The organism is Chloroherpetonaceae bacterium (assembly GCA_033763895.1).
In the GTDB taxonomy this organism is placed as follows: domain Bacteria; phylum Bacteroidota; class Chlorobiia; order Chlorobiales; family Thermochlorobacteraceae; genus JANRJQ01.
Window position 1 is genome coordinate 186,281 of record JANRJQ010000004.1, and the last position, 20,509, is coordinate 206,789.

Genomic DNA, 20,509 nt, shown 5'->3' on the forward strand with positions numbered 1-20,509 from the left:
GGAGTTTATGTCGGCAAAGCCCGAGCTATTGCTTATCGATGATGAGCCTATTGTTTTAGAAACCTTAAAAATTTTGTTTAAGCGCGAGTACTCTGTCTTTACAGCTGAAAGCGGAAGCGCAGCCATAGAAGTATTCAAACAAAATCCAAATATCAAATTAGTGATTTGTGACCAGCGAATGCCCGGCATGCTAGGTCACGAAACCTTACGCGAAATCAAGTCTATTCGGCCACACTCGATTCGCATCTTGCTTACAGGCTATTCAGATCTCGAGGCGGTAATTCAATCAGTGAATTCGGGGGAAGTCTTTCGGTATATCAATAAGCCGTGGGACTCAGAAAAATTGCTTCATGTGGTTAGGCTTGGTTTTCAAATCAATGAGAAACTTGAAGCTGTAGAGCGAGAAGCCCTTCAACGAAAATTGAAGGTCGCCGAGCAACAATTGGCGCAATCAAGTCCGCCAAGCGTTTTGTATGTCTCTCAAAATGGGGATAACGCTGCGCATATTTCAGCGCTTTTAGGTAAGGAATTTATTTTTCGATTGGCGTCCTCTCCTGATACCGCCCTTCAAACACTTTCACAGCATAGCATTTCAGTCATTTTAAGCGATATCGATTTCGCCGAAGGCGACCCAATTGAATTCCTGAGCGCCATATCACATGAGTATCCCAATTCCGTTGCAATGATTTATACATCGATTCGCGATGCTGCTCTTGCAATTCGTGCAATCAATGAACTAAATGTGTTCCGATATCTCGTTCGCCCAACCGACGATACAAAACTCATTTCTCTTATCCGAGAGGCCGCAAACCTTTCAAAACTTCGAGAGAATCAACTCTCTGGCAATGCGTCGAAAATTGGTAAAGATATTGCACCGGAACATAGCGATACCTCATTTCTTAAAAGACGTATCGAGTCAAGCCCTTACTTACTTCGCCTTAGAGCACTTCGCGCCAATTCTTAATTCAATCAACAATGAAAAAAATCGTCATCATTGGAAACGGGATCACCGGCATCACCGCCGCGCGTGAAATCCGAAAGCGCTCGGAGTATGACATTACGGTTATCTCCGGAGAATCGCACCATCACTTCTCTCGCCCAGCCTTGATGTATATCTATATGGGTCACATGAGGGCAGAACATACAAAGCCTTATGAAGATTGGTTTTGGGATAAAAATCGAATCTCACTTCGTTACGGAACAGTTACAAAGATTGATTTCACCACAAAGGCCGTATTGTTAGAAAGCGGTGAATCTATCGCTTACGATAAACTGATTCTTGCCACAGGCTCAAAGTCGAATAAATTCGGATGGAAAGGGCAAGATTTAAAGGGAGTGCAAGGCTTGTATTCACTTCAGGATGTTGAAATGATGGAAGAGAATACAAAGCATTTGGCCAACGGGCGGGGTTCGGCGGTTGTAGTTGGTGGTGGCCTTATCGGAATCGAAGTCGCGGAGATGCTCCACTCCCGACATATTCCTGTTACGTTTCTTGTTCGAGAAAATATTTATTGGGGGAACATCCTTCCCGAAGAAGAAGGGAAATTGGTTGAGCGGCATATTCGTGCACAGGGCATCGATTTGCGGCTTTCATCTGAGCTTCAAGAAATAACTTCTGATAGCAACGGCAGAGCCCGCTCCGTGATTACTAAAAATGGTGAAGAGTTAAATGCCCAGTTCGTTGCCCTAACCGCCGGAGTTTCACCCAATACCGATTTGGTAAAAGGAACTGACGTTGAAGTTAAGAGAGGCATCTTGGTTAATGAATTTCTCGAAACCAATCTCCCTGATGTTTATGCCGCCGGCGATTGCGCAGAACTGAAAATTAGCGATGGCACAAGTAAAGTTGAGCAGCTTTGGTACACCGGCCGTATGCAAGCCGAAGCCTTAGCTAAAACCATTTGCGGCAACCGAACAAAGTATCAGCGAGGAATCTGGTTCAACTCAGCAAAATTTTTCGACATCGAATATCAAACCTATGGCTTTGTAGCCAATAAAGTTCGTGACGGAGAATCTCATTTTTATTGGGAAGATGCAAGTGGGACGAAATCTTTCCGAATTGTCTTTCAAAATGCATCAAAGGTAGTCACCGGTGTCAATACCTTTGGAATCAGGCAACGGCAAGCTGTTTGGCAGCGATGGATTGCCGAGGAAAGAAAGATTACCGATGTCCTTACGGATTTAGGTGAAGCCAATTTTGATCCGGAGTTTTATAAACAATACGAACCCGAAATCATTTCGAAGTTCAATCAAGATTACCCCGAGTCGGTAGTTACACTTCGCCGCGCAAAGGGTCTTTTTTCAAAATTGCAGGTCAAGTTTTCTCCAATCTTAACTCGTTAAACCTATGTCACAATCTTTACTTAAAAGCGTTCGGAGTTTTGGCCTTATACTCTTTCTCATCGGCCTTTTCACTTTTTCTCTATCACTTTTCTTAGGTACCTATAGCCTAACAGAAGACATACTCACAGGTTCTGTAACAAGCAGCAGCGATCGTGAAAAACTCTCTTTGGCGTTGAAACCGATGCTGGATAAAACCTATTCCAATCAGTTTGAATTTGTTCGTGAATACCACGCTCTTTTCAATGATCTTAATGAAACAGCTAAGCGTGAAGGAAAATGGGGCGAAGTGATTTACGCTGACTATTCTTTCATCTTAACCAAAAATTCAACGCAAGGTTTTTTAAGAGAAAATCAAGCGAGTCTATTTTTTTTCGCCATCATTATCACTCTTCTGGGTGCTTTGCTTTACATCCTTCCAAATTTTTCTTTGCTTGGAATTGCAGGAATAAAAAATAATGGTGTTTGGAGCAATCCGGCTTCCAATTGCAGTTGGCTTGGATTTCTTTCCGCCGCTTATCTCATTGGCTTTTACATGTTTCTTTATTTCTACCCCGAATACATCACAGGCTGGGTTTTATTGGTCGAACCGGTTTCGCTATTTCTTTCTGGTAAACCGGCAGACCAATGGTTTTTATATGGCTTTCTCTACACGGCATCTGCGTTGGTAATGGGCGTGAGAATGTTTACGAAGTATCGCCATAGCAATTATCAATTGCTCCGTACGGCTTCTGTCATGTTCTTTCAATCGGCATTTGCATTTCTGATTCCTGAAATACTCAAGTCTCTCAATCTTCCCTCAAGAGATTTGAAGAACATTTTCCCGCTTGACTATTCCTTTTTCTACGACTACAATCTGAATTATCTCTCCTCAAGTGGAACTTTAGGGCTCTTTATGCTTTTTTGGGGCGTGGTACTTTTTGTTTTGGGCGTTCCGATTATGACTTACTTTTTTGGAAAAAGATGGTATTGCTCTTGGGTTTGCGGTTGCGGAGGTTTAGCAGAAACTTTGGGTGATCCCTATCGCCAACTCTCCGATAAATCGCTCAAAGCGTGGAAGGTTGAACGCATCCTAATTCATAGTGTGCTTGTGTTTTCCGCTGTTCTCCTCACCTTTTCATTGTATTCCTACTTTACTCATGAATCCTCATTGCTTGGAGTTGAAACGTGGCGAGTTCGTCAAGCGTATGGATTTTTAATTGGTGCCGTTTTTTCAGGCGTTGTTGGAACAGGTTTTTATCCGGTAATGGGAAGCCGCGTGTGGTGCCGTTTTGGTTGCCCGCTTGCGGCGTATCTTGGAATTATTCAACGCTTCAAATCACGATTCCGTATCACAACCAACGGCGGCCAATGCATCTCTTGCGGCAACTGCTCAACTTATTGCGAAATGGGTATCGATGTTCGTGCCTATGCACAGCGAGGTGAAAACATTGTTCGCTCGTCATGTGTTGGTTGCGGCGTTTGTGCGGCTGTTTGCCCTCGTGGCGTATTGAGCCTTGAAAATGGGCCGGAAGAATTTCGTTTGCAAGAACTGATTAAGTAACATTTTTCAGTTAAGTTTAATTCTAAGTTCAATAGTTCACAATTTCATTTTTTTATTTAATTCAATCTTAAATGGAAACCTATTACAATCCCGCCGATTTGGCGAAGTTTGCCGAAGTCGGCGAAGGCAATAAAGAATTAATGAATAAGTTTTTCGCTTGGTATGGCGCAGTATTCGCAGAAGGTGCGCTTTCAGAGCGAGAAAAAGCCCTCATTGCTTTAGCCGTTGCTCATGCCGTTCAATGCCCTTATTGTATTGATGCGTATTCTCAAGAATCGCTTGCAAAAGGGGCTACTCTCGAGCAAATGACGGAAGCCGTTCATGTTGCGGGAGCAATCAAAGGTGGTGCTGCAATTGTTCACGGGGTGCAGATGAGAAATGTCGTTAAAAAAATTTCAATGTAACCTTAACATATGTCTTCAACTCATAAAAGTATGAAGGCCTTAGGAAATCCTTTGGCCGATACACAGGTGCAGCTCGATGTTATTGAACATAAAGTGGAGCTGCCGCTCTTTCATGAAAAGTATCAAGAAACGGGTGAGAAGGAGCTTCGCGCAACCGGAATTGATATTTTCCAAATCAATGTTGGTAAGCTCTGCAATCAAACCTGTAAACACTGTCATGTCGATGCCGGACCAGACCGCCGTGAAATCATGACACGCGAGACATTCGAACTTTGCTTGAAAGCACTGGCTTCATCAAAAATTCAAACAGTTGATCTCACCGGTGGCGCACCTGAAATGAACCCCGACTTCCGTTGGTTTGTGCAAGAAGTAAAAAAATTAGGCCGTCATGTAATGGTTCGGTCAAATCTCACCATCCTTGTCGCCAATGGCTTTACAGATTTACCAGAGTTCTTTGCTCAAAATGAAGTTGAAGTTATCTCATCACTCCCGCATTACACGCCTTCACTAACCGATAAGCAACGAGGCGATCATGTTTTCGAGCGCTCCATCGAAGCAATGAAACGTCTAAACGCCTTGGGATATGGAAAGCCGGATAGTGCTTTGAAATTCAACTTGGTTTATAATCCTGTCGGTGCGTTTCTTCCGCCAAGCCAATCTTCACTAGAAAAAGATTACAAACGCGAATTATGGAATAAGCACGGCGTTGTGTTTAATAGCCTTTACACTATAACCAATATGCCCATCAGCCGATTTCTCGATTATCTCCTGATCAGTGGTAATTATGAATCGTACATGACAAAACTGGTTTCGCTTTTTAACCCTGCAGCTGCTAAAAATGTGATGTGCAGAAATACCATCTCCATCAGTTGGGACGGATTTCTTTATGATTGCGATTTCAATCAAATGCTCGATCTCCATCTCTTGCCCGGCAACGCCCGCCACATCCGCGATTTCGATTCGCTCGCGCTTGGCACGCGTAAAATTGCGACCGATCAGCATTGCTACGGCTGCACCGCAGGCTCCGGGTCGAGTTGCGGCGGAGCTACGACTTAATGATTTCAACCCAATAGCCGCTTCATGAAAACTGTTGTCATTATCCCGGCTTATAACGAACAAGCCTCTATTGGGAAAGTCATCGCCGATATCCCGAAAGAATGGGTTCATACCATTATTGTCGTTGATAATAACTCAACCGATAACACGCGCTTAGTGGCTGAAGAGGCCGGTGCCCGTGTGGTTTTTGAACCCATTCGTGGGTATGGCCGCGCGTGTTTGAAGGGGATTGCCTCCGCTTCTGAACTCCACCCGGATGTCATTCTTTTTTTAGATGGCGATTACTCCGACTTTCCCGAAGAAATCCCTTTGCTTCTCAAACCGATTTTAGAAAGAGATGTTGATTTGGTCATCGGCTCGCGAATTAGTGGCAACGCCGAACTAGGCGCCCTATTGCCTCAAGCACGTTTTGGCAATTGGCTATCCACGCGTCTCATTCAATGGTTTTGGGGTTATCGTTTCACCGATCTCGGCCCGTTTCGAGCCATTCGCTGGAATTCACTTCAAGCTTTGAAAATGGAAGACCAAACTTTTGGTTGGACTGTTGAAATGCAAGTAAAAGCGGCCAAACTGAAACTCAATACAACCGAGGTTCCTGTGAGCTACAGGAAGCGAATCGGCAAATCAAAAATTACCGGAACAATTTCCGGCACCTTTAAGGCAGGGTACATGATTTTATATACAATCTTCAAACATTTCTTTACAAAATAATTCCTTTCCTTCTCTTAAGCCTTTTCTTAAACTCTAATAAATGTGATTCAATTTTTTTTCTCTCAATAACGAACCAACCCATATTTCACCCCGTGATTCTTTTGTGATAATTCGTGACAATCTTATGTTGAAATGGTGATAAGAGATGAATATCAAATGAATGGCGTCATTCTTTCCTCAAATTCAAGTAATGATTTAGATGTTTCATAAAATCCTTCGAATCAACTCATGCTAAATAAACAGCGGTTCTCTTTTCTAATCATTTTCGGAATGATGTTTTTTTTGAATTCGGAATCGTTCGCAGGCGGAGGTTGGACACGCAAACCTCAGTCCGTTTATACAAAGCTTGGCTACAGTTTTGTTTCAACCAATCAGTTTTCGACCATCGAAGACGTGAAAATTGAAACGGCTCCTTTCTTTTTGAGATCCTTCGACTTATTTGTGGAGTATGGCTTGATTGACCAATTGACACTCCAAGTGAACTTCCCACTGCTTCGAAGCGCCAACTTTGAAACCACAGAAACAGCTTCCGGCATAGGCGACTTGTTACTTGAATTGAAATATGGCCTCATCCAAGGCGATTTTCCAGTAGCCATCGGTTTTGGAATCGATATGCCAACCGGTGACAGCGAAGCCATCGGTCGCCTCAAAGATGGGAGCGGCGGCTTTGTACGGTTGCCCACCGGCGATGGTGAATGGAATTTCTGGACAAGACTTTACGCCTCTCACTCCTTCTATCCTCTCCCGGCATATATCAGCATTGATGTTGGTTACAATTTCCGTACAAACGGTTTCACGAATCAATACACGGTTGGGGTGGAAGTCGGGTATCAATTTTTTGATGCGCTTTGGTTAATCGGTCGTTTTCGCCGTATCGCACTAAATGGCACACCCAATTTTGCGAAATCTGGCGCGATTGGTTTGGGTGAAGGGGTTGAATTCAATGCTCTTGGGGTAAGTGCCTCATACGCCATAACCCGAAACTTTAGCCTTACGGCCGATGTCATTGGCGGTTTTGGAACTTTGAAAAACATTTATGCAGCGCCGAGTTTCGGAATCGGTTTCTCATTTGAGATTTAATTGTACGATTAAAAATAATAGAAAGTGGCTATGACAACTTATTCACGACTTTGGTTTCTATCATTCGTAATGTTGGTAATGTTCAGTTGCAGCGATTCCGCTCAACCTGTTGAAATTCAACCTTCACCAATAGACTTGAACAATGCTGTAGTTATCAAATCGGGGACTTTCACCGGACAAAACAGCTACATAACAAGCGGAAGTGTCCAAATTCTGCGTGCTCAAGATGGCTCGCATTTTCTCAAAACCGGTGAAGATTTTCGCGTTGATGGAGGTGCCGGATCAATTTCAATTTGGCTTTCAAAATCAAGTGCCAATTTGCAAGTTGGAAACAGTGCAGCGAATATCAAACTGGGCACAATTCAATCTCGCTTTTCAGGTGTTTATACTTATAGCATTCCCGCTCCGGAGTTATTGGACTTCACGCATGTCGTGACTTTTTGCGATGGCGCCCGTGTTAATTTCGGATTTTCTCAACTGAAAAATCCGGAATGAAAAATTTCAGATCTTAATTCTTTTGCACCCTTATGAGACTGTAAAATTCAAATTACAGTGTCTAATCATTTGAAATTTTATATTATAATTTTCTATACCCTATCTGAAAAAGCAATAAACTAAAGCGTTCTATTGTTTTCTATTCTATACTATTTGCCCCAGTATTCAAGACTACGGAGGTTTTCAATTGGCTTTGTAGAGGGTCTTCATGTGGAAAAAAAGTTGTGATAAATCGTTTAGGGATTGATAAAAATTATAAAAAGAGACTTAAAAATCTCCTAAAATAAAAAAAGCGGGTATTTCTACCCGCTTCTTCCAATTAACTATGACAATGAGAAGTCAAAGAACACAAAGAACACTTTTGAAAATACACATTTACGGTGACTCTTACAACTTTATGGAGGGATTTATTTCAAATACATTGAAGTAAATAAAGTAAAACGAATTCACACCTTATTTTTTTAGGTAAAGAAATTTATTTAATCAATTAAATGACGGTAATAGTTTTTACGAGGTTTTATTTTGGGTGTTGCAAAAAATATTTGTTTTAAACTCAATCCAACTAACTTCAAACTCTTCTCTCACTTGTGTATTTTTCAAGCTAGACCTCATCAAATAAATTGATTATGGCAAAACCAGACTTCGTCCATCTTCATACACACACGCATTATTCCCTACTTTCAAGCCCCATAATGCCTGCTGAGCTATTTCAGCAATGCCATAACCTTGGCATGCCAACCGTTGCCGTTACCGACCACGCGTCACTTTTTAACATGCCTCAACTTTTTGCAGAGTCAAAGAATAAGGAAAAGGGTTATGAGGTAAAACTGATTGTTGGGTCAGAAATTTATATGGCGCCGGAATCTCGTCACAAAAAAGATTCTCGTGATACATTTCATCTTAACTTGTTGGTTAAGGATAACGATGGCTACCGAAATCTCTGTAAAATTCTTTCCGCATCCTCCCGCGAAGGCTTTTATTTTCGGCCTCGTGCCGACTTTGAATTGCTCGCGCTATACCATAAGGGGCTTATCGTTACAACCTCTTGTGAAAAAGGGGAACTCCCTCGCCTCGTATCAAAAGGCGATGAAACCGGAGCAAGACAATTTATTTCCCGCTATAAAGACCTTTTTGGCGATGATTTCTATATCGAACTCGAATATCATAACACCGAGTCTGAAGCAAAAATCAACCGAGAACTGATTCGTCTTTCTAAAGAATTTGGCGTCAAGCTGGTTGCCACCAACGATGTACATTATCTCACCCGTGCCGACTCTGAAAAACAGGAAATCTTAATGTGCACCAAAGGGAAACATACGCTGAGCGACTCCAAGCGCATGCGTTTCCCAACCAATGAGTTTTATCTGAAATCTCCCGTAGAAATGGCGATGATTTTTGATAATAGCCACAAGGAGCTTTCGAATACCCTTGAAGTCGCAGAAAAATGTACTTACGCGTTTAAGAAGGTTGAAATGGCAGAACTTCCTCATTTCAAAATCCCGGAAGCATTCAAAAATGATAAAGAATATCTCCGGCACCTTACTTATCAAGGTGCTGAAAAAATTTATGGAGATTTAGAGTCACTCGGAGAAAAAGGGAAAGTTATCAAAGCGCGAATAGAGCTTGAACTTGGTACCATCGATCGAATGAATTACGATTCATATTTTTTAATCGTCAGCGATCTTATCAACGCCTCACGAAATGCAGGTTATCTTGTTGGCCCGGGCCGAGGTTCCGCTGCCGGAAGTATCGTTGCGTATTTGACAGGTATTACCCAAGTTGACCCCATTCAATACAAACTTCTTTTCGAGCGATTTCTCAACCCCGAACGTGTTTCAATGCCCGATATTGATATTGACTTTACGCCCGTTGGAAAACAAAAAGTCTTAGATTATACCATTGAAAAGTATGGTGAAGAATGCGTTTCTAAAATCGTGGCAATTTCAACACTTGGTGCAAAAGCCGTAATAAAAGATGTTGCTCGTGCGCTTGAAATTCCTCTTGCCGAAGTGAATGCGATTACAAAACTCGTTCCCAACAAACCTGCTGGTGCTCCGCTTGCCGATTTTGTTAACGGCAAATACAAAAAGGATGGCACCACTGAAATTGAACCGGTGAAAGAACTTCGTGAACTTCTCAAAAGCAATAATAACGCTGTTCGGCGGCTCATTCAGTATGCTTTGGAACTCGAAGGTCGCGCTAGAAATGCCTCTGTTCATGCTGCGGGCGTTGTCATTACCAATGGCCCGGTCGATAACTATGTTCCCCTTTACATTTCTGATAAAGTAGCTTCAGAAGAACGTCGCTTTGCCGACGAAGAGCCCGAAACCGAAAAAGATTCGGCAGACAAAGAAGCTCAAAAACCAAAAAATGAAAAGCAAGTCATCACGCAATTTGATAAAGACTGGATAGAAAAAGCGGGTCTTTTGAAAATTGATTACTTAGGACTTGAAACCCTTGCTGTCATTGACGAAACGCTCCGGTTGGTTGAAAAACGATACAAAATAAAAATCGATTTGCTTAAAATTCCAATTGATGACCGTCAAACATTTAAGATTTTTCAAGATGGAAAAATGGCAGGCATCTTTCAATTTGAATCCCCCGGAATGCAAAGCTATATGATTCAACTTAAACCTACGAGTATAGAAGATATAATAGCAATGAGCGCATTATACCGACCCGGGCCAATGCAATTTATTCCTGATTATATCGATTGTAAACACGGTCGAAAACCAGTCAGTTACCCTCATCCGATGCTCGAACCGATTTTAGATTATACCTATGGAATTATGGTGTATCAAGAGCAAATCATGCAAACGGCACAACTGATGGCAGGCTATTCACTTGGGGGCGCTGACCTGCTCCGCAGGGCAATGGGAAAAAAAGACAAAGAAACAATGAGTAAAGAGCGCGTAAAGTTTATTGAAGGCGCGTTCAAAACCAATCAGATACCTGAAGAAGATGCAACCAAAGTATTCGCAAATATGGAAAAGTTTGCCGAGTATGGGTTTAATCGCTCTCACTCTGCAGCTTATGGTTTATTAGCTTATCAAACCGCCTATCTCAAAGCTTATTATCCGCATGAATTCGTTTGTGCAATCCTTAACTCCGAAGCAGCCGATAAAGACCGCGTGAAACATCTTTCGGATGAAGCAAAGTCGATGGGCATTAAGTTTCTTCCCCCCTCAATCAATCAAAGCGACACCCTATTCTCGGTCGAGGATTTGCCAAAAAAAGAAAAAGCCATTCGGGTTGGATTTAATGCCATTAAACATGTGGGCGGTGCCGCAAAGGAAATTGTACAAGCGCGAAAACGGAAAAAAGATTCATTTCAAACCCTATTCGATTTTTGCGCCTCGGTTGACTTACGCTCAGTCAATAAAAAAGCGATTGAAAGCCTTATTTACTCCGGTACAATGGATGAGTTTGGTTTGAATCGCGCAACCCTTATTGCCAATAAAGATAAAGCGGTTGAATTTGGTCAAAAGGTTAATCGGCGAGTTACCTTAGGGCAAGAAGAATTTTTCGACTCGGCAAGCCTTTCTCATAGTGGCGGCTATACACCCGAAATGATAACACTCCCTGAAATGCCCGATTCAGAAAAGCTAAAATTAGAAAAAGAACTCGTTGGTTTTTATCTCTCACAACACCCTTTAGACCCATTCAAGCGCGACTATGATGCCTTCTCAACGCTCAAACTTAACGCCACAGGCTTCGAACAAAAACAACTTTATCGTGTCATTGGAATGATTACCGAAACCAAAAAACATCTTGACCGCAAAGGAAACACAATGCTGTTTGGTACCATTGAAGATTTCTACGGCAAGGCCGATTTCACCGTCTTTTCAAAAGTCTACGATAAATTTGAGCGAGAATTGCAAAAGGACGCCCCAGTGGTATTGCTTGCAGAAGCCGAGCAACAAGAAAATTCAATCAAACTTCTTGTCAGTGAAGTGATTCCCTTGCGAAAAGCCAGAGAAATTTATCCACACCGTGTCATCATTCGGATAGATGCCGAGGATTCGGATTCGATAACCAAAGCTAAAGCAATAAAATCAATTTGTGATAAATACAAAGGGGAAACACAGCTCGATTTTGAACTTCTTTTTAACCATCAAGGCCTTCCGAAAGAAATGAGACTCTTTGCCCGACGCGCTTTAATCGACCCAGATAACCTCGCATTGAACGAATTCGCATCAGTGCTCGGCGAAGACGCTGTTCGTATTGCCTACTCGGAATAATTTCTCACGACTCTTACCCGTTTCTGAAAAAAATAATATCTGATTAAATCGGCAAATTCGGCCGTGCATTTATTCAATTTGGGGTGTTTTTATCTCATTGGAACACCCTGAAACTGTAAATTGAGTTTGATAAAAAATGGGTTCTGAAATAAGCAGCAGTTCTCGCTTTTAGTCACTTTGCTCTTTCTTAGACTATTGCAGTAAAGTCACCTTTTTTATCGGGTGATTGATCATGTGCAAAGAAGTATGATGCACACATTATGATTTAATTGATATACTTTTTTCAGTGCATAATTTTTCATTTTAAAGGGAGATCACTATGGCAGAGATCAAATCAACTGGCGCAGACGCAATCCGCGTTCTACCAACCGTTTTAGCATATCATTTCACATTGCCTCATACAATCGAATTCCTACCGGAAGTGTCGGAATCATTGGGCATGCAAGTTGAAATTAAAGATACAGGCAAAAATGCCTTCGAGCATTTTGGCGATTATATCAAAGGCGATTTGAAATATGAGCACATCGAAAACGATGAACATCGCAGAATGAATGATTGGCTTTCCACTTGGGTTCTTTTGAGCACAAGCTGGCCTTACATTCCCATTCTTGGGATTTATCGTGGCTTCAAATTAGGATCAGATTTTGTCAAGAATGGGGATGAGTCACAAAAATGGATGGCCGGTATTACATCATTGTTTCTGACTGCTCCCATTAATGTCTTTATGGGCATGTATGACGCATTTAACTTTACTTCCGCAAGATTAAGAGCCACAGGTACCGATAAAGCCTTTATGACTGCTTATGAAAATATTCCAAAAGTATTAGGCGCAGGGCTTTCAGAAGAAGAAAAGAAATATCCGGTTAATGCTTTTGTTGATGGCTCTACAAAAGCAGTTACCCAAGTCATGATGACACCGATGATGCCGTTAATGGCAACTTACCGTGTTACCAATCTGATCGGAGACTTAACTCACAAAGACCGCCTTATGCAATTTGTCACAATGCTCTTTGGAGCACCGGTTCTGACAGTATTGGGTATGCCTTATTTTGCACTTGTTCAATCTGGGGATGTTGCCCGTAAAGTCGCCGCAGAATCGAATTTGTCAAATTGGCTTTCCAAATTCTTTGGCGATGCTGCAAACTCATTCAACGCGATGCGCAAATAACCAATAACCTATAGGTTTGACAGATTTTTGCCACCATTGAAAAAGCCCCGTTTGAATTGGGGCTTTTTTATCTAACACCACTAAGTTCATATTTTCTAAAATCTCTCTTAACCAATCAGGTCGTCTAACGAAATAATGCCTTTATACTTCCCCAAGTTTTTCGAATCGAGGAAGTTTGAAAAGATATACTCACTTCTCTTTCTTCAATCGTGCCATTCTTCATCGTAATTCGAAGCTGATAAATAATTCTTTTTTGAGATTGAATGACTTGCGGCTCGTTCTTTACCAATTGAAAAACCTGTGCAACTTCCAAATCCACCACTTCATAAAGCTGACCTGAACCTCTTGGAAAAACAGTTTGAACGGGTTGAAATGAAACAGACTCTGCGTTTCGTCTCAATAATTCATAGCGAACTACCGATTCCTCATTTTCAGATAACCAACGGACATAAACTTTGTCTGAAGCGGGGATAGCAATAAACTGAGAAATAGATGCACTAGTCACAAATAACCAAATAGGCAACAAGGCGAAGAAAGCCTTTTCACTATACTTCTTTAATTTTTGCATAAACTCCAAGTATTTGGGTTTCTTGAAGTTAACCTTTCTTTGACCCAATCCAAACCTTAAAACAAAACCTTAACATCAGCTATTTTTATGCAAGGCTGGCTAAATTCTCTTGAAGTTTTATCATTGTTTCTTTTGCATCACTTAGTTTCTTTTGCTCGGTCTCGATTATTTCTTTCGGTGCGCGTTCGACAAATCCCGCGTTGCTTAATTTCGTTTCAATTTGACGAATGTAACCTTCTGTCTTGTGAATCTCTTTTTCCAAACGAGCCTTTTCCTTTTCAAAATCCAAAATGCCTTCAAGTTTGATATGAATATCGCAACCCATTACAACTGAGCTTGCACTTGCTTTGGGTTTGAGAAGGGAATTGCCAATTTCAAGCGAGACTTTTGCCAGTTTCATAATCAATGGGCCAATATGGGTAAGTCTTTTTAGTCCTTTTTCATCGTGAGTGTTAATCAATACGTTTGCTTCAAGCGAAGGTGGTACACCTAACACCGCTCGTGTGCTACGAATGTTGCTCACAATCGCTTTCAAAAATTCCATTTCCTCCTCAGTTTCAGGCTCAATAAGATTTGGATTGGCATGAAATACAACGGCCTGATTGAGATACTCATCCTTCTCTCTTTTTACCAAGCCTTGCCAAATTTCTTCAGAAATGAACGGCATAACGGGATGAAGCGCACGGAGAAGTGCATCAAATACAAACATTGCCTTAGAAATCGCTCGTTTTTTTTCGGCTTCATCCTTTGCAGAATAGAGGTTAACCTTTAACATTTCGAGATACCAATCACAATAATCTCTCCAAATGAAATCATAGAGTGATTTTACCAATTCATTGACTCGAAGTTGCTCAACCGATAAATGGTAGGATTTAAGCATTGAATTTAGTGTAGAAAATATCCAACGCTCAGGCAAGTTTTCAGGAACCACGTTTTCGAGAGTCAGCGCTTTATACTCCATCTCAAATGCTTCTAGTGGATTGTATATCTCAGCCTTGTTCATTTGTAAAAAGCGCGCAGCATTCCAAATTTTTGTACAAAAATTTCTTCCCTGTTCTACTTGAGGCATATCTTTTGTCTGAAGATTGACCTCAATTCTTACATCCTGACCAAGTGGGGCTAGATACATCACGGTAAAGCGGAGTGCATCTGTGCCATATTTTTCCATCACCATTAAGGGGTCGGGAGAATTCCCGATTGATTTTGAAAGCTTTCTCCCTTGCTGATCGCGAATAATGCTAGTGAAATAAACATTTTCAAAGGGGATACATCGCCGCAAAAATGATTGGAAGTTTTCATCATTTTCATTTCTGTGATGAGCGTTCTCCGTAAGGAAATAAGCTTTTCGTTCTTCTTCAGTTGCACGAAAATAAAGCCCGGCGATTATCATTCTTGCCACCCAAAAAAAGATGATATCCGGTGCGGTAACTAAAGTTGAAGTTGGATAAAAGGCCTTAAAGTCGTCATTATCATCTCCCGGTTTTTCCCAACCAAGGGTTGTTAATGGCCAAAGCCAAGAAGAGAACCAAGTATCAAGCACATCGTCTTCTTGTCTCACTTGCTCAATGGTCAAATTTGGTTGCTTTGCTTTTAATTGATGAAAGGCTTCTTCTTTGGTGCCAGCAACAGCCAATGACCCATCAGGTGAATAAAATGCAGGGATTCGATGACCCCACCAGAGTTGACGCGAGATACACCAATCTTGAACATTTTCCATCCAATATTTATAGGTGTTTTTCCAACGCTCAGGGTAAAACTTAACGATTCCGGTTTCAACGGCAGCAAGGGCTGGATTTGAAAGTGGTTTCATTGTTACAAACCACTGTTCGGAGAGAAATGGCTCAACAACAACACCCGCTCTTTCTGAATACCCGACATTATGCTCGTAATCTTCAACTTTAATCAAATACCCGGCTTGCTCCAAGTCGGCGAGAATCTTTTTTCTTGCTTCAAATCGATCTAATCCCGAGTAAGGTTCAAACCCATTTACCACTTTTGCATGCTTATCAATTGCAATAATCACCGGTAGCTGGTGTCTCAAGCCCACTTGATAATCATTTGGATCATGAGCGGGAGTAATCTTTAATGCACCAGTACCAAAATCTATCTCGACATAATCATCTGCAATTATCGGAATCCGGCGTTTGGTTATGGGTTCTATGACAAACTTGCCAAGAAATTTTTGATATCGTTCATCATTTGGGTTAACGGCAACAGCCACATCGCCAAGCATTGTTTCGGGTCTAACGGTCGCAACGGGTATAAATGCGCCATCTTGTGAGTCGTCGATGAAATATCGAACAAATGCCAAAGGGTCTCTTTGGGTACGCATTTCCACCTCTTCATCAGAGAGTGCGGTTTGGGAAACCGGACACCAATTGATAATCCGCTTTCCTTTGTAAATCAACCCATCTTGATAAAGCCTGATAAATGCATTTTGAACTGCTCGATTGGCGCGATCGTCCATCGTAAAAAGATTTCGTCGCCAGTCCGCTGAATCGCCAAGTTTTGCAAGCTGCTTCAGAATCAAATTCCCATATTCTTCTCTCCAAGCCCAAACCTTTTCGATAAACTTTTCTCGGCCTAAGTCGTATCGGGTCAGTTTTTCTTTTCTCAACTGCTTTTCAACCACCGTTTGAGTTGCGATTCCGGCGTGGTCGGTGCCCGGAAGCCAAAGAGATTCTTTTCCCATCATTCGGTGATAGCGAATAAAAATGTCTTGAATCGTATGATTTAAGACATGCCCAATCGTAAGGCTGCCGGTTACATTTGGAGGAGGCATTAATACAGTAAAAGATTCCCTATCACCTTTCGTTACCGTTTCACTATTGGCAGTATGTATCCCTGTTTCTTTGAAAAAATCGATTCCCCATCTTAACTCAACGGCTTCAGGTGAATAATTTTTCTCTAAAGAAGATCCTTGATTTTGAAAGTCTTTTGACATAAGAATTTTCATTAAACTTTAATTGATAAAAAAAACAGCGCATAAATGCGCTGCTTTTTAACGATCCGATTAATCTTGTTTTATCTAAAAAGCTGCGAGCTCTCGGTAAGCTTGAATTTTTGAACGGCTGATTGCAATTGCTCAGCTTGGTTAATCAGTTCTTGTGAGAGCTGCGTAATTTCATTGGCTGAGTTTTTCACACGCAATGATTCATTGGAAATTCCATCAACAGTTTTTGAAACTTTTTGCCCTGTAATTTTTTGAGATTGCATTTGCTCCATCACTTGAGCTGTTCGCATCGACATATCGCTCGTTTTCATCGTAATCTGCTGAGTGCTTCTCATTTGAGCGTCCGCAAGCCCTGAAAGCCGACTCATAATGCTGCTTGAGCGGGAGTAGAATCCGGTAATCTTATCAAGTGTTTTTTCAGCATCACGAACTGTCGCTGCACTTTCTTGAATCGTAACATTGGTTTCCATAATTTCCGACTCCACTTTGCCCACATTTTGGCGAATATTGGTCACCAAATCTTGAACTTGAAGCGAATAACTCACAGACTGCTCTGCAAGGATTCGAATTTCTTTCGCAACAACTCTAAATCCTTTTCCGGATTCTGGAATTGAAGACTCAATCGTGGCATTAACCGCCATAAGATTCATTTGCTTTGCATTGCGAACAGCGGTATCTGAAATATTGGTTATTTCTCTTGAGGATTTTTCGATGGTTTGTATCTGCGTCGCTAAGCCCGCAAGCTTTTCCCCAATTCCATAAATTGACTGGGTGATTTGCTCGACGCCTAATTTACCCCCTTGCACTTCATGAATGACTTGGTTAAAAACCTGATTGGCGTCTTGTATACTTCGAGAAACCTCTTGTACAGAACTGGTTAAATCTTCAATAGAAGTTCTTGTTTCTCTAACATTAATTGTCAAGCCTTGGACGTCGTCAAGGACTGTTTCAATTGAGTTTCCGGTTTTAGCTAAAACTTGAACGGAATCACGAACGGTCGAGATTTGCCCGTCTGAGGTTTTCGAAATTCCGGTGGCTGTATTACTAATATCCAATGCGATTTGGTTCAAGCGTTGCGTTAAATCAACAATATCCCGTACAGCCTCTTTGATACTATCTACCAAGGCGTTAAATGAATCAACAATTGAAGCAATATCATCTGAGGCGGTAAATGAGACTCGTTCGGATAAATTTCCTTCTGAGATGCGTTTCGTTGATTCAACAATTTTAAGAATTGGAAGTGTTACAGTACGGCGGATAAATACAAAGGTGATGAGACCAACAAATAGCAAAACGAGAAAACCGCCACCGTAGGTAACCAAAATCGTTTCATTTTTGGCGGCATTAATGTCGTCTGCTGGGATAATCATCGAAAGTGCCCCTCTCAAATCCCCCGATCGATACCCGTATCCATTTTCATATCTTGCTTGGACATATTCCGGCGCGTCAATCTTACTACCGTGACAAGCGAGACATTGATTTTTAATAAATATTGGTTGAATGTATCGATAATAGGATTTTGAGCCGATGTTTGTTTTTTCCCAAATCGAGATTGAGTTCTCTGAGATACTATTGGCATTCCCTTGCCTTCGTGCCTCAGTTACTTTTTCGTCAAAAATTCTTAAAGCCGCTTCCTCAAATTGATCAGGTTTGTTTTGAGGATTTCTTAAATTTAGTGAAGTTTGCTTAATAATATACTCTTGTCCAGCCTCTTGAACCACAAGTTCTTCCATTCCGGTTCTTGAGAGCGTGTCCTTTCCTCTTAAGGGTTTATAATGAATCATTGAAAGCACGCCAGAGGTCGAATCATTGAGAGGCAATCGACTTCTTAAGAAAATATTAGCATTGTGTTGCCAAGACCCTTGTAAGGTAGAAGCAATTTTTTCTGCTTTTAATTTAATTTCAGAATCAATTCTGCTATTTTGTCGAATATGTAAAACTACAGCGAACGAAACCACCGCAATAAATAAACTTACTCCAACAATAGCGACAATTTTTTTGTCGATGGTAGTCTTAAACTGGCTCATTTTAATATTCGTAATAGCCCTTAAGAAAAAGATTTTCAGATAATCATTCAATAATACAATAAAAAGGGCGGCGAATGTTCACCGCCCAATCTTCTTAATCAATCAAGAAATTAACGGCGTGTTAATGACGGAACCTTTTCAAATTTGTAACCTTGTGATTTCATTGCCTTTACGAGTTGTTCATTATCGCCTTCTAGTTTGGCTTTAACCTCGGCCAACGGCTTATTTGAAACACCAATTTCAACGTTGAAATAATCAACAACTGATTTACAAAGCGATTCCAACTTTGCTTCGGCTTCTCCTTCAACAACAAGCCCTTGAGCAGTCTTGTCTTCGGGTGTGACGGAGTATCGGTATGAAAAATCAATGAAATTAAGGATATTCGGATTTTGGGTGCTTCTTACATCTGTTCCTTTATACCGAGTGATGTAATCTTCAACAATAAGGTTTGGCACTTTTGAAAGAATATCTTTATTAACAACTTCCAATATTCCCTTCGTGTATTCTAACCTTAAGGTAGATTTTCTGAAAGGAACATCTGATTTCATTGCATCAAGCCTCTTTTGCCATAAATCGATGGTTTGTAAGAGTTTGCGTTGTCGGTCTTTAACCATAAATTCTCGCTTCTTATCGTCTTTTTCTTTGACTTCTTTTTCTTCTGGACGATCAAAACGATTTCTTAATTGGCCCATATCGGCTGCAAATCTTCGTTCAATAAACTTTTCAGCATAAGTTCCATCTTTTTTCTTAAGATTTAAGAGGAATTCGACGCCTTCCGCTTCAACCAAAGGTAGAGCTACTTTAATGTATCGACAAGCTTCATCCAAACGGCTGTTTTCAAGGTAGAAATTTGCAAGAGCAATTTGATACGGATAGTAATTCAAATCGCTGGAGAACATCATTAAAAGATAAAATTCTTTACGAACGGCATCTTTTTCTTTAGAAGCGCGATCTTTCCAATAAAAACTTTTTGCTGCTTTATCTTCTTGTCCCGGAACTTCAACTTTACTAAACAAACCAGTTTTGATATACCCTTTTGCACCATAACCGCCGTCACTCTGTACCAATTTATCTAGTACATTACGCATGTCATTGCGATATTTTTCTTGAGAAGCGAGGGCTTGTTGATCTAAAGCAGCATAAATATGCATAATCGCACTTAATTGGGCATTCACTTTTTCATCACCTTTGGAGCTTTTAATCTTCTCAAGATTTTCGTGAACAATTCTATAGTTTGATTCAAAAATAATTTCATCTTGGCGGCGTACAATTGCATCTGAACGGCGACCAATCCCTTGCTTAAAACGAATGTTTAGTGCAAGAGCAACCGTAAGCGCTTTGAAGTATTCTTTATTTCGATAGTACTGCTCGACTTCAAACATCTTCGCTTCTTCATCAATGGCTGTTTCCAATTCTTCATCGATTTGCAGAACAATTTTATCACCATCTACTCTAAAAATATCATCGGTCGATTCACTAAATGCTTCGGAAATTGATCCTTCATCAGAAAGCACATCGCCAAGTACATCTTCAAGATCGAGACCTAAAAGATTATCAGTAGAACCTGAACTTGATGCCGGAGGTGGTGTTGATTTTGGTGCCGGTGTAGGCGGTTTAGGCACCGGAGCAGCGCTTGGAGTTGGGGTCGATTGACGCATTTGTTTAAATGTTGCAGCTATAGAATCCACCATTGCGCTATAGGCTTTAATTGTTTCCACGTCGGTCATTGAGGTATTGTTTTGTGTAAACACATAACGACGCTCGCGCTCTAAGGCCTGAAAATGAGGGTTATCTTTGTTTAATTGCGCTGCGAGCTCAATTTCACTTGAGTGATTCTTTAACTTTTGGACAAATTCACTTCGAATTGCCGCATCAGCCGGTGATCCTGTATTTGACATAAATATAGTTGGTTAAATAAAACAG

General features: G+C 41.1%; 14 protein-coding genes. 10 read left to right on the forward strand and 4 right to left on the reverse strand.

What is annotated here, in order from left to right; genetic code table 11:
- Window positions 1-7: 7 nt before the first annotated feature.
- The 10 genes from SFU91_01565 to SFU91_01610 all read left to right on the forward strand — a co-directional run bounded on the left by SFU91_01565 (window position 8) and on the right by SFU91_01610 (window position 13,038).
- Complete coding sequence (locus tag SFU91_01565; GenBank protein MDX2127704.1) at window positions 8-964, forward strand: response regulator; 957 nt, start codon at window positions 8-10, stop codon at window positions 962-964.
- 11 nt (window positions 965-975) lie between these two features.
- Window positions 976-2,343, forward strand: a complete 1,368-nt coding sequence (locus tag SFU91_01570) for an FAD-dependent oxidoreductase (GenBank protein ID MDX2127705.1) — start codon at window positions 976-978, stop codon at window positions 2,341-2,343.
- A gap of 4 nt (window positions 2,344-2,347) precedes the next feature.
- Window positions 2,348-3,883, forward strand: a complete 1,536-nt coding sequence (locus SFU91_01575) for a 4Fe-4S binding protein (protein ID MDX2127706.1) — start codon at window positions 2,348-2,350, stop codon at window positions 3,881-3,883.
- A gap of 71 nt (window positions 3,884-3,954) precedes the next feature.
- A complete protein-coding gene (locus SFU91_01580; GenBank protein MDX2127707.1) occupies window positions 3,955-4,287 on the forward strand; it encodes an arsenosugar biosynthesis-associated peroxidase-like protein in 333 nt (110 codons plus the stop codon).
- A 9-nt stretch (window positions 4,288-4,296) separates the two neighbouring features.
- Window positions 4,297-5,343 (forward strand): arsenosugar biosynthesis radical SAM protein ArsS, encoded by a 1,047-nt coding sequence (gene arsS, locus SFU91_01585; protein MDX2127708.1) that lies wholly within the window; start codon window positions 4,297-4,299, stop codon window positions 5,341-5,343.
- Between the two features lie 24 nt (window positions 5,344-5,367).
- Window positions 5,368-6,054 (forward strand): glycosyltransferase family 2 protein, encoded by a 687-nt coding sequence (locus tag SFU91_01590; GenBank protein MDX2127709.1) that lies wholly within the window; start codon window positions 5,368-5,370, stop codon window positions 6,052-6,054.
- A gap of 270 nt (window positions 6,055-6,324) precedes the next feature.
- Window positions 6,325-7,134 (forward strand): hypothetical protein, encoded by an 810-nt coding sequence (locus tag SFU91_01595; GenBank protein MDX2127710.1) that lies wholly within the window; start codon window positions 6,325-6,327, stop codon window positions 7,132-7,134.
- A 30-nt stretch (window positions 7,135-7,164) separates the two neighbouring features.
- The gene (locus SFU91_01600; GenBank protein ID MDX2127711.1) at window positions 7,165-7,629 is read left to right on the forward strand and encodes a hypothetical protein; all 465 of its coding nucleotides are present in this window, start codon (window positions 7,165-7,167) and stop codon (window positions 7,627-7,629) included.
- 626 nt (window positions 7,630-8,255) lie between these two features.
- On the forward strand, window positions 8,256-11,870 hold the full coding sequence (gene dnaE / locus SFU91_01605) for a DNA polymerase III subunit alpha (protein MDX2127712.1): 3,615 nt from the start codon (window positions 8,256-8,258) through the stop codon (window positions 11,868-11,870).
- Between the two features lie 319 nt (window positions 11,871-12,189).
- Complete coding sequence (locus SFU91_01610) at window positions 12,190-13,038, forward strand: hypothetical protein (GenBank protein MDX2127713.1); 849 nt, start codon at window positions 12,190-12,192, stop codon at window positions 13,036-13,038.
- A gap of 124 nt (window positions 13,039-13,162) precedes the next feature.
- Here the strand turns inward: SFU91_01610 and SFU91_01615 are convergent, their stop codons facing one another.
- The 4 genes from SFU91_01615 to SFU91_01630 form a co-directional block, all read right to left on the reverse strand.
- Window positions 13,163-13,606 carry a hypothetical protein gene (locus tag SFU91_01615; GenBank protein ID MDX2127714.1) on the reverse strand — a complete coding sequence of 148 codons (444 nt, stop codon included), beginning with the start codon at window positions 13,604-13,606 and terminating at the stop codon, window positions 13,163-13,165.
- 85 nt (window positions 13,607-13,691) lie between these two features.
- Entirely contained in the window at window positions 13,692-16,550 is a 2,859-nt protein-coding gene (locus SFU91_01620) for a valine--tRNA ligase (protein ID MDX2127715.1), read from the reverse strand.
- 80 nt (window positions 16,551-16,630) lie between these two features.
- Window positions 16,631-18,586 carry a methyl-accepting chemotaxis protein gene (locus tag SFU91_01625; GenBank protein ID MDX2127716.1) on the reverse strand — a complete coding sequence of 652 codons (1,956 nt, stop codon included), beginning with the start codon at window positions 18,584-18,586 and terminating at the stop codon, window positions 16,631-16,633.
- A gap of 110 nt (window positions 18,587-18,696) precedes the next feature.
- Window positions 18,697-20,484 carry a hypothetical protein gene (locus tag SFU91_01630; GenBank protein MDX2127717.1) on the reverse strand — a complete coding sequence of 596 codons (1,788 nt, stop codon included), beginning with the start codon at window positions 20,482-20,484 and terminating at the stop codon, window positions 18,697-18,699.
- Between the last annotated feature and the right edge of the window lie 25 nt (window positions 20,485-20,509).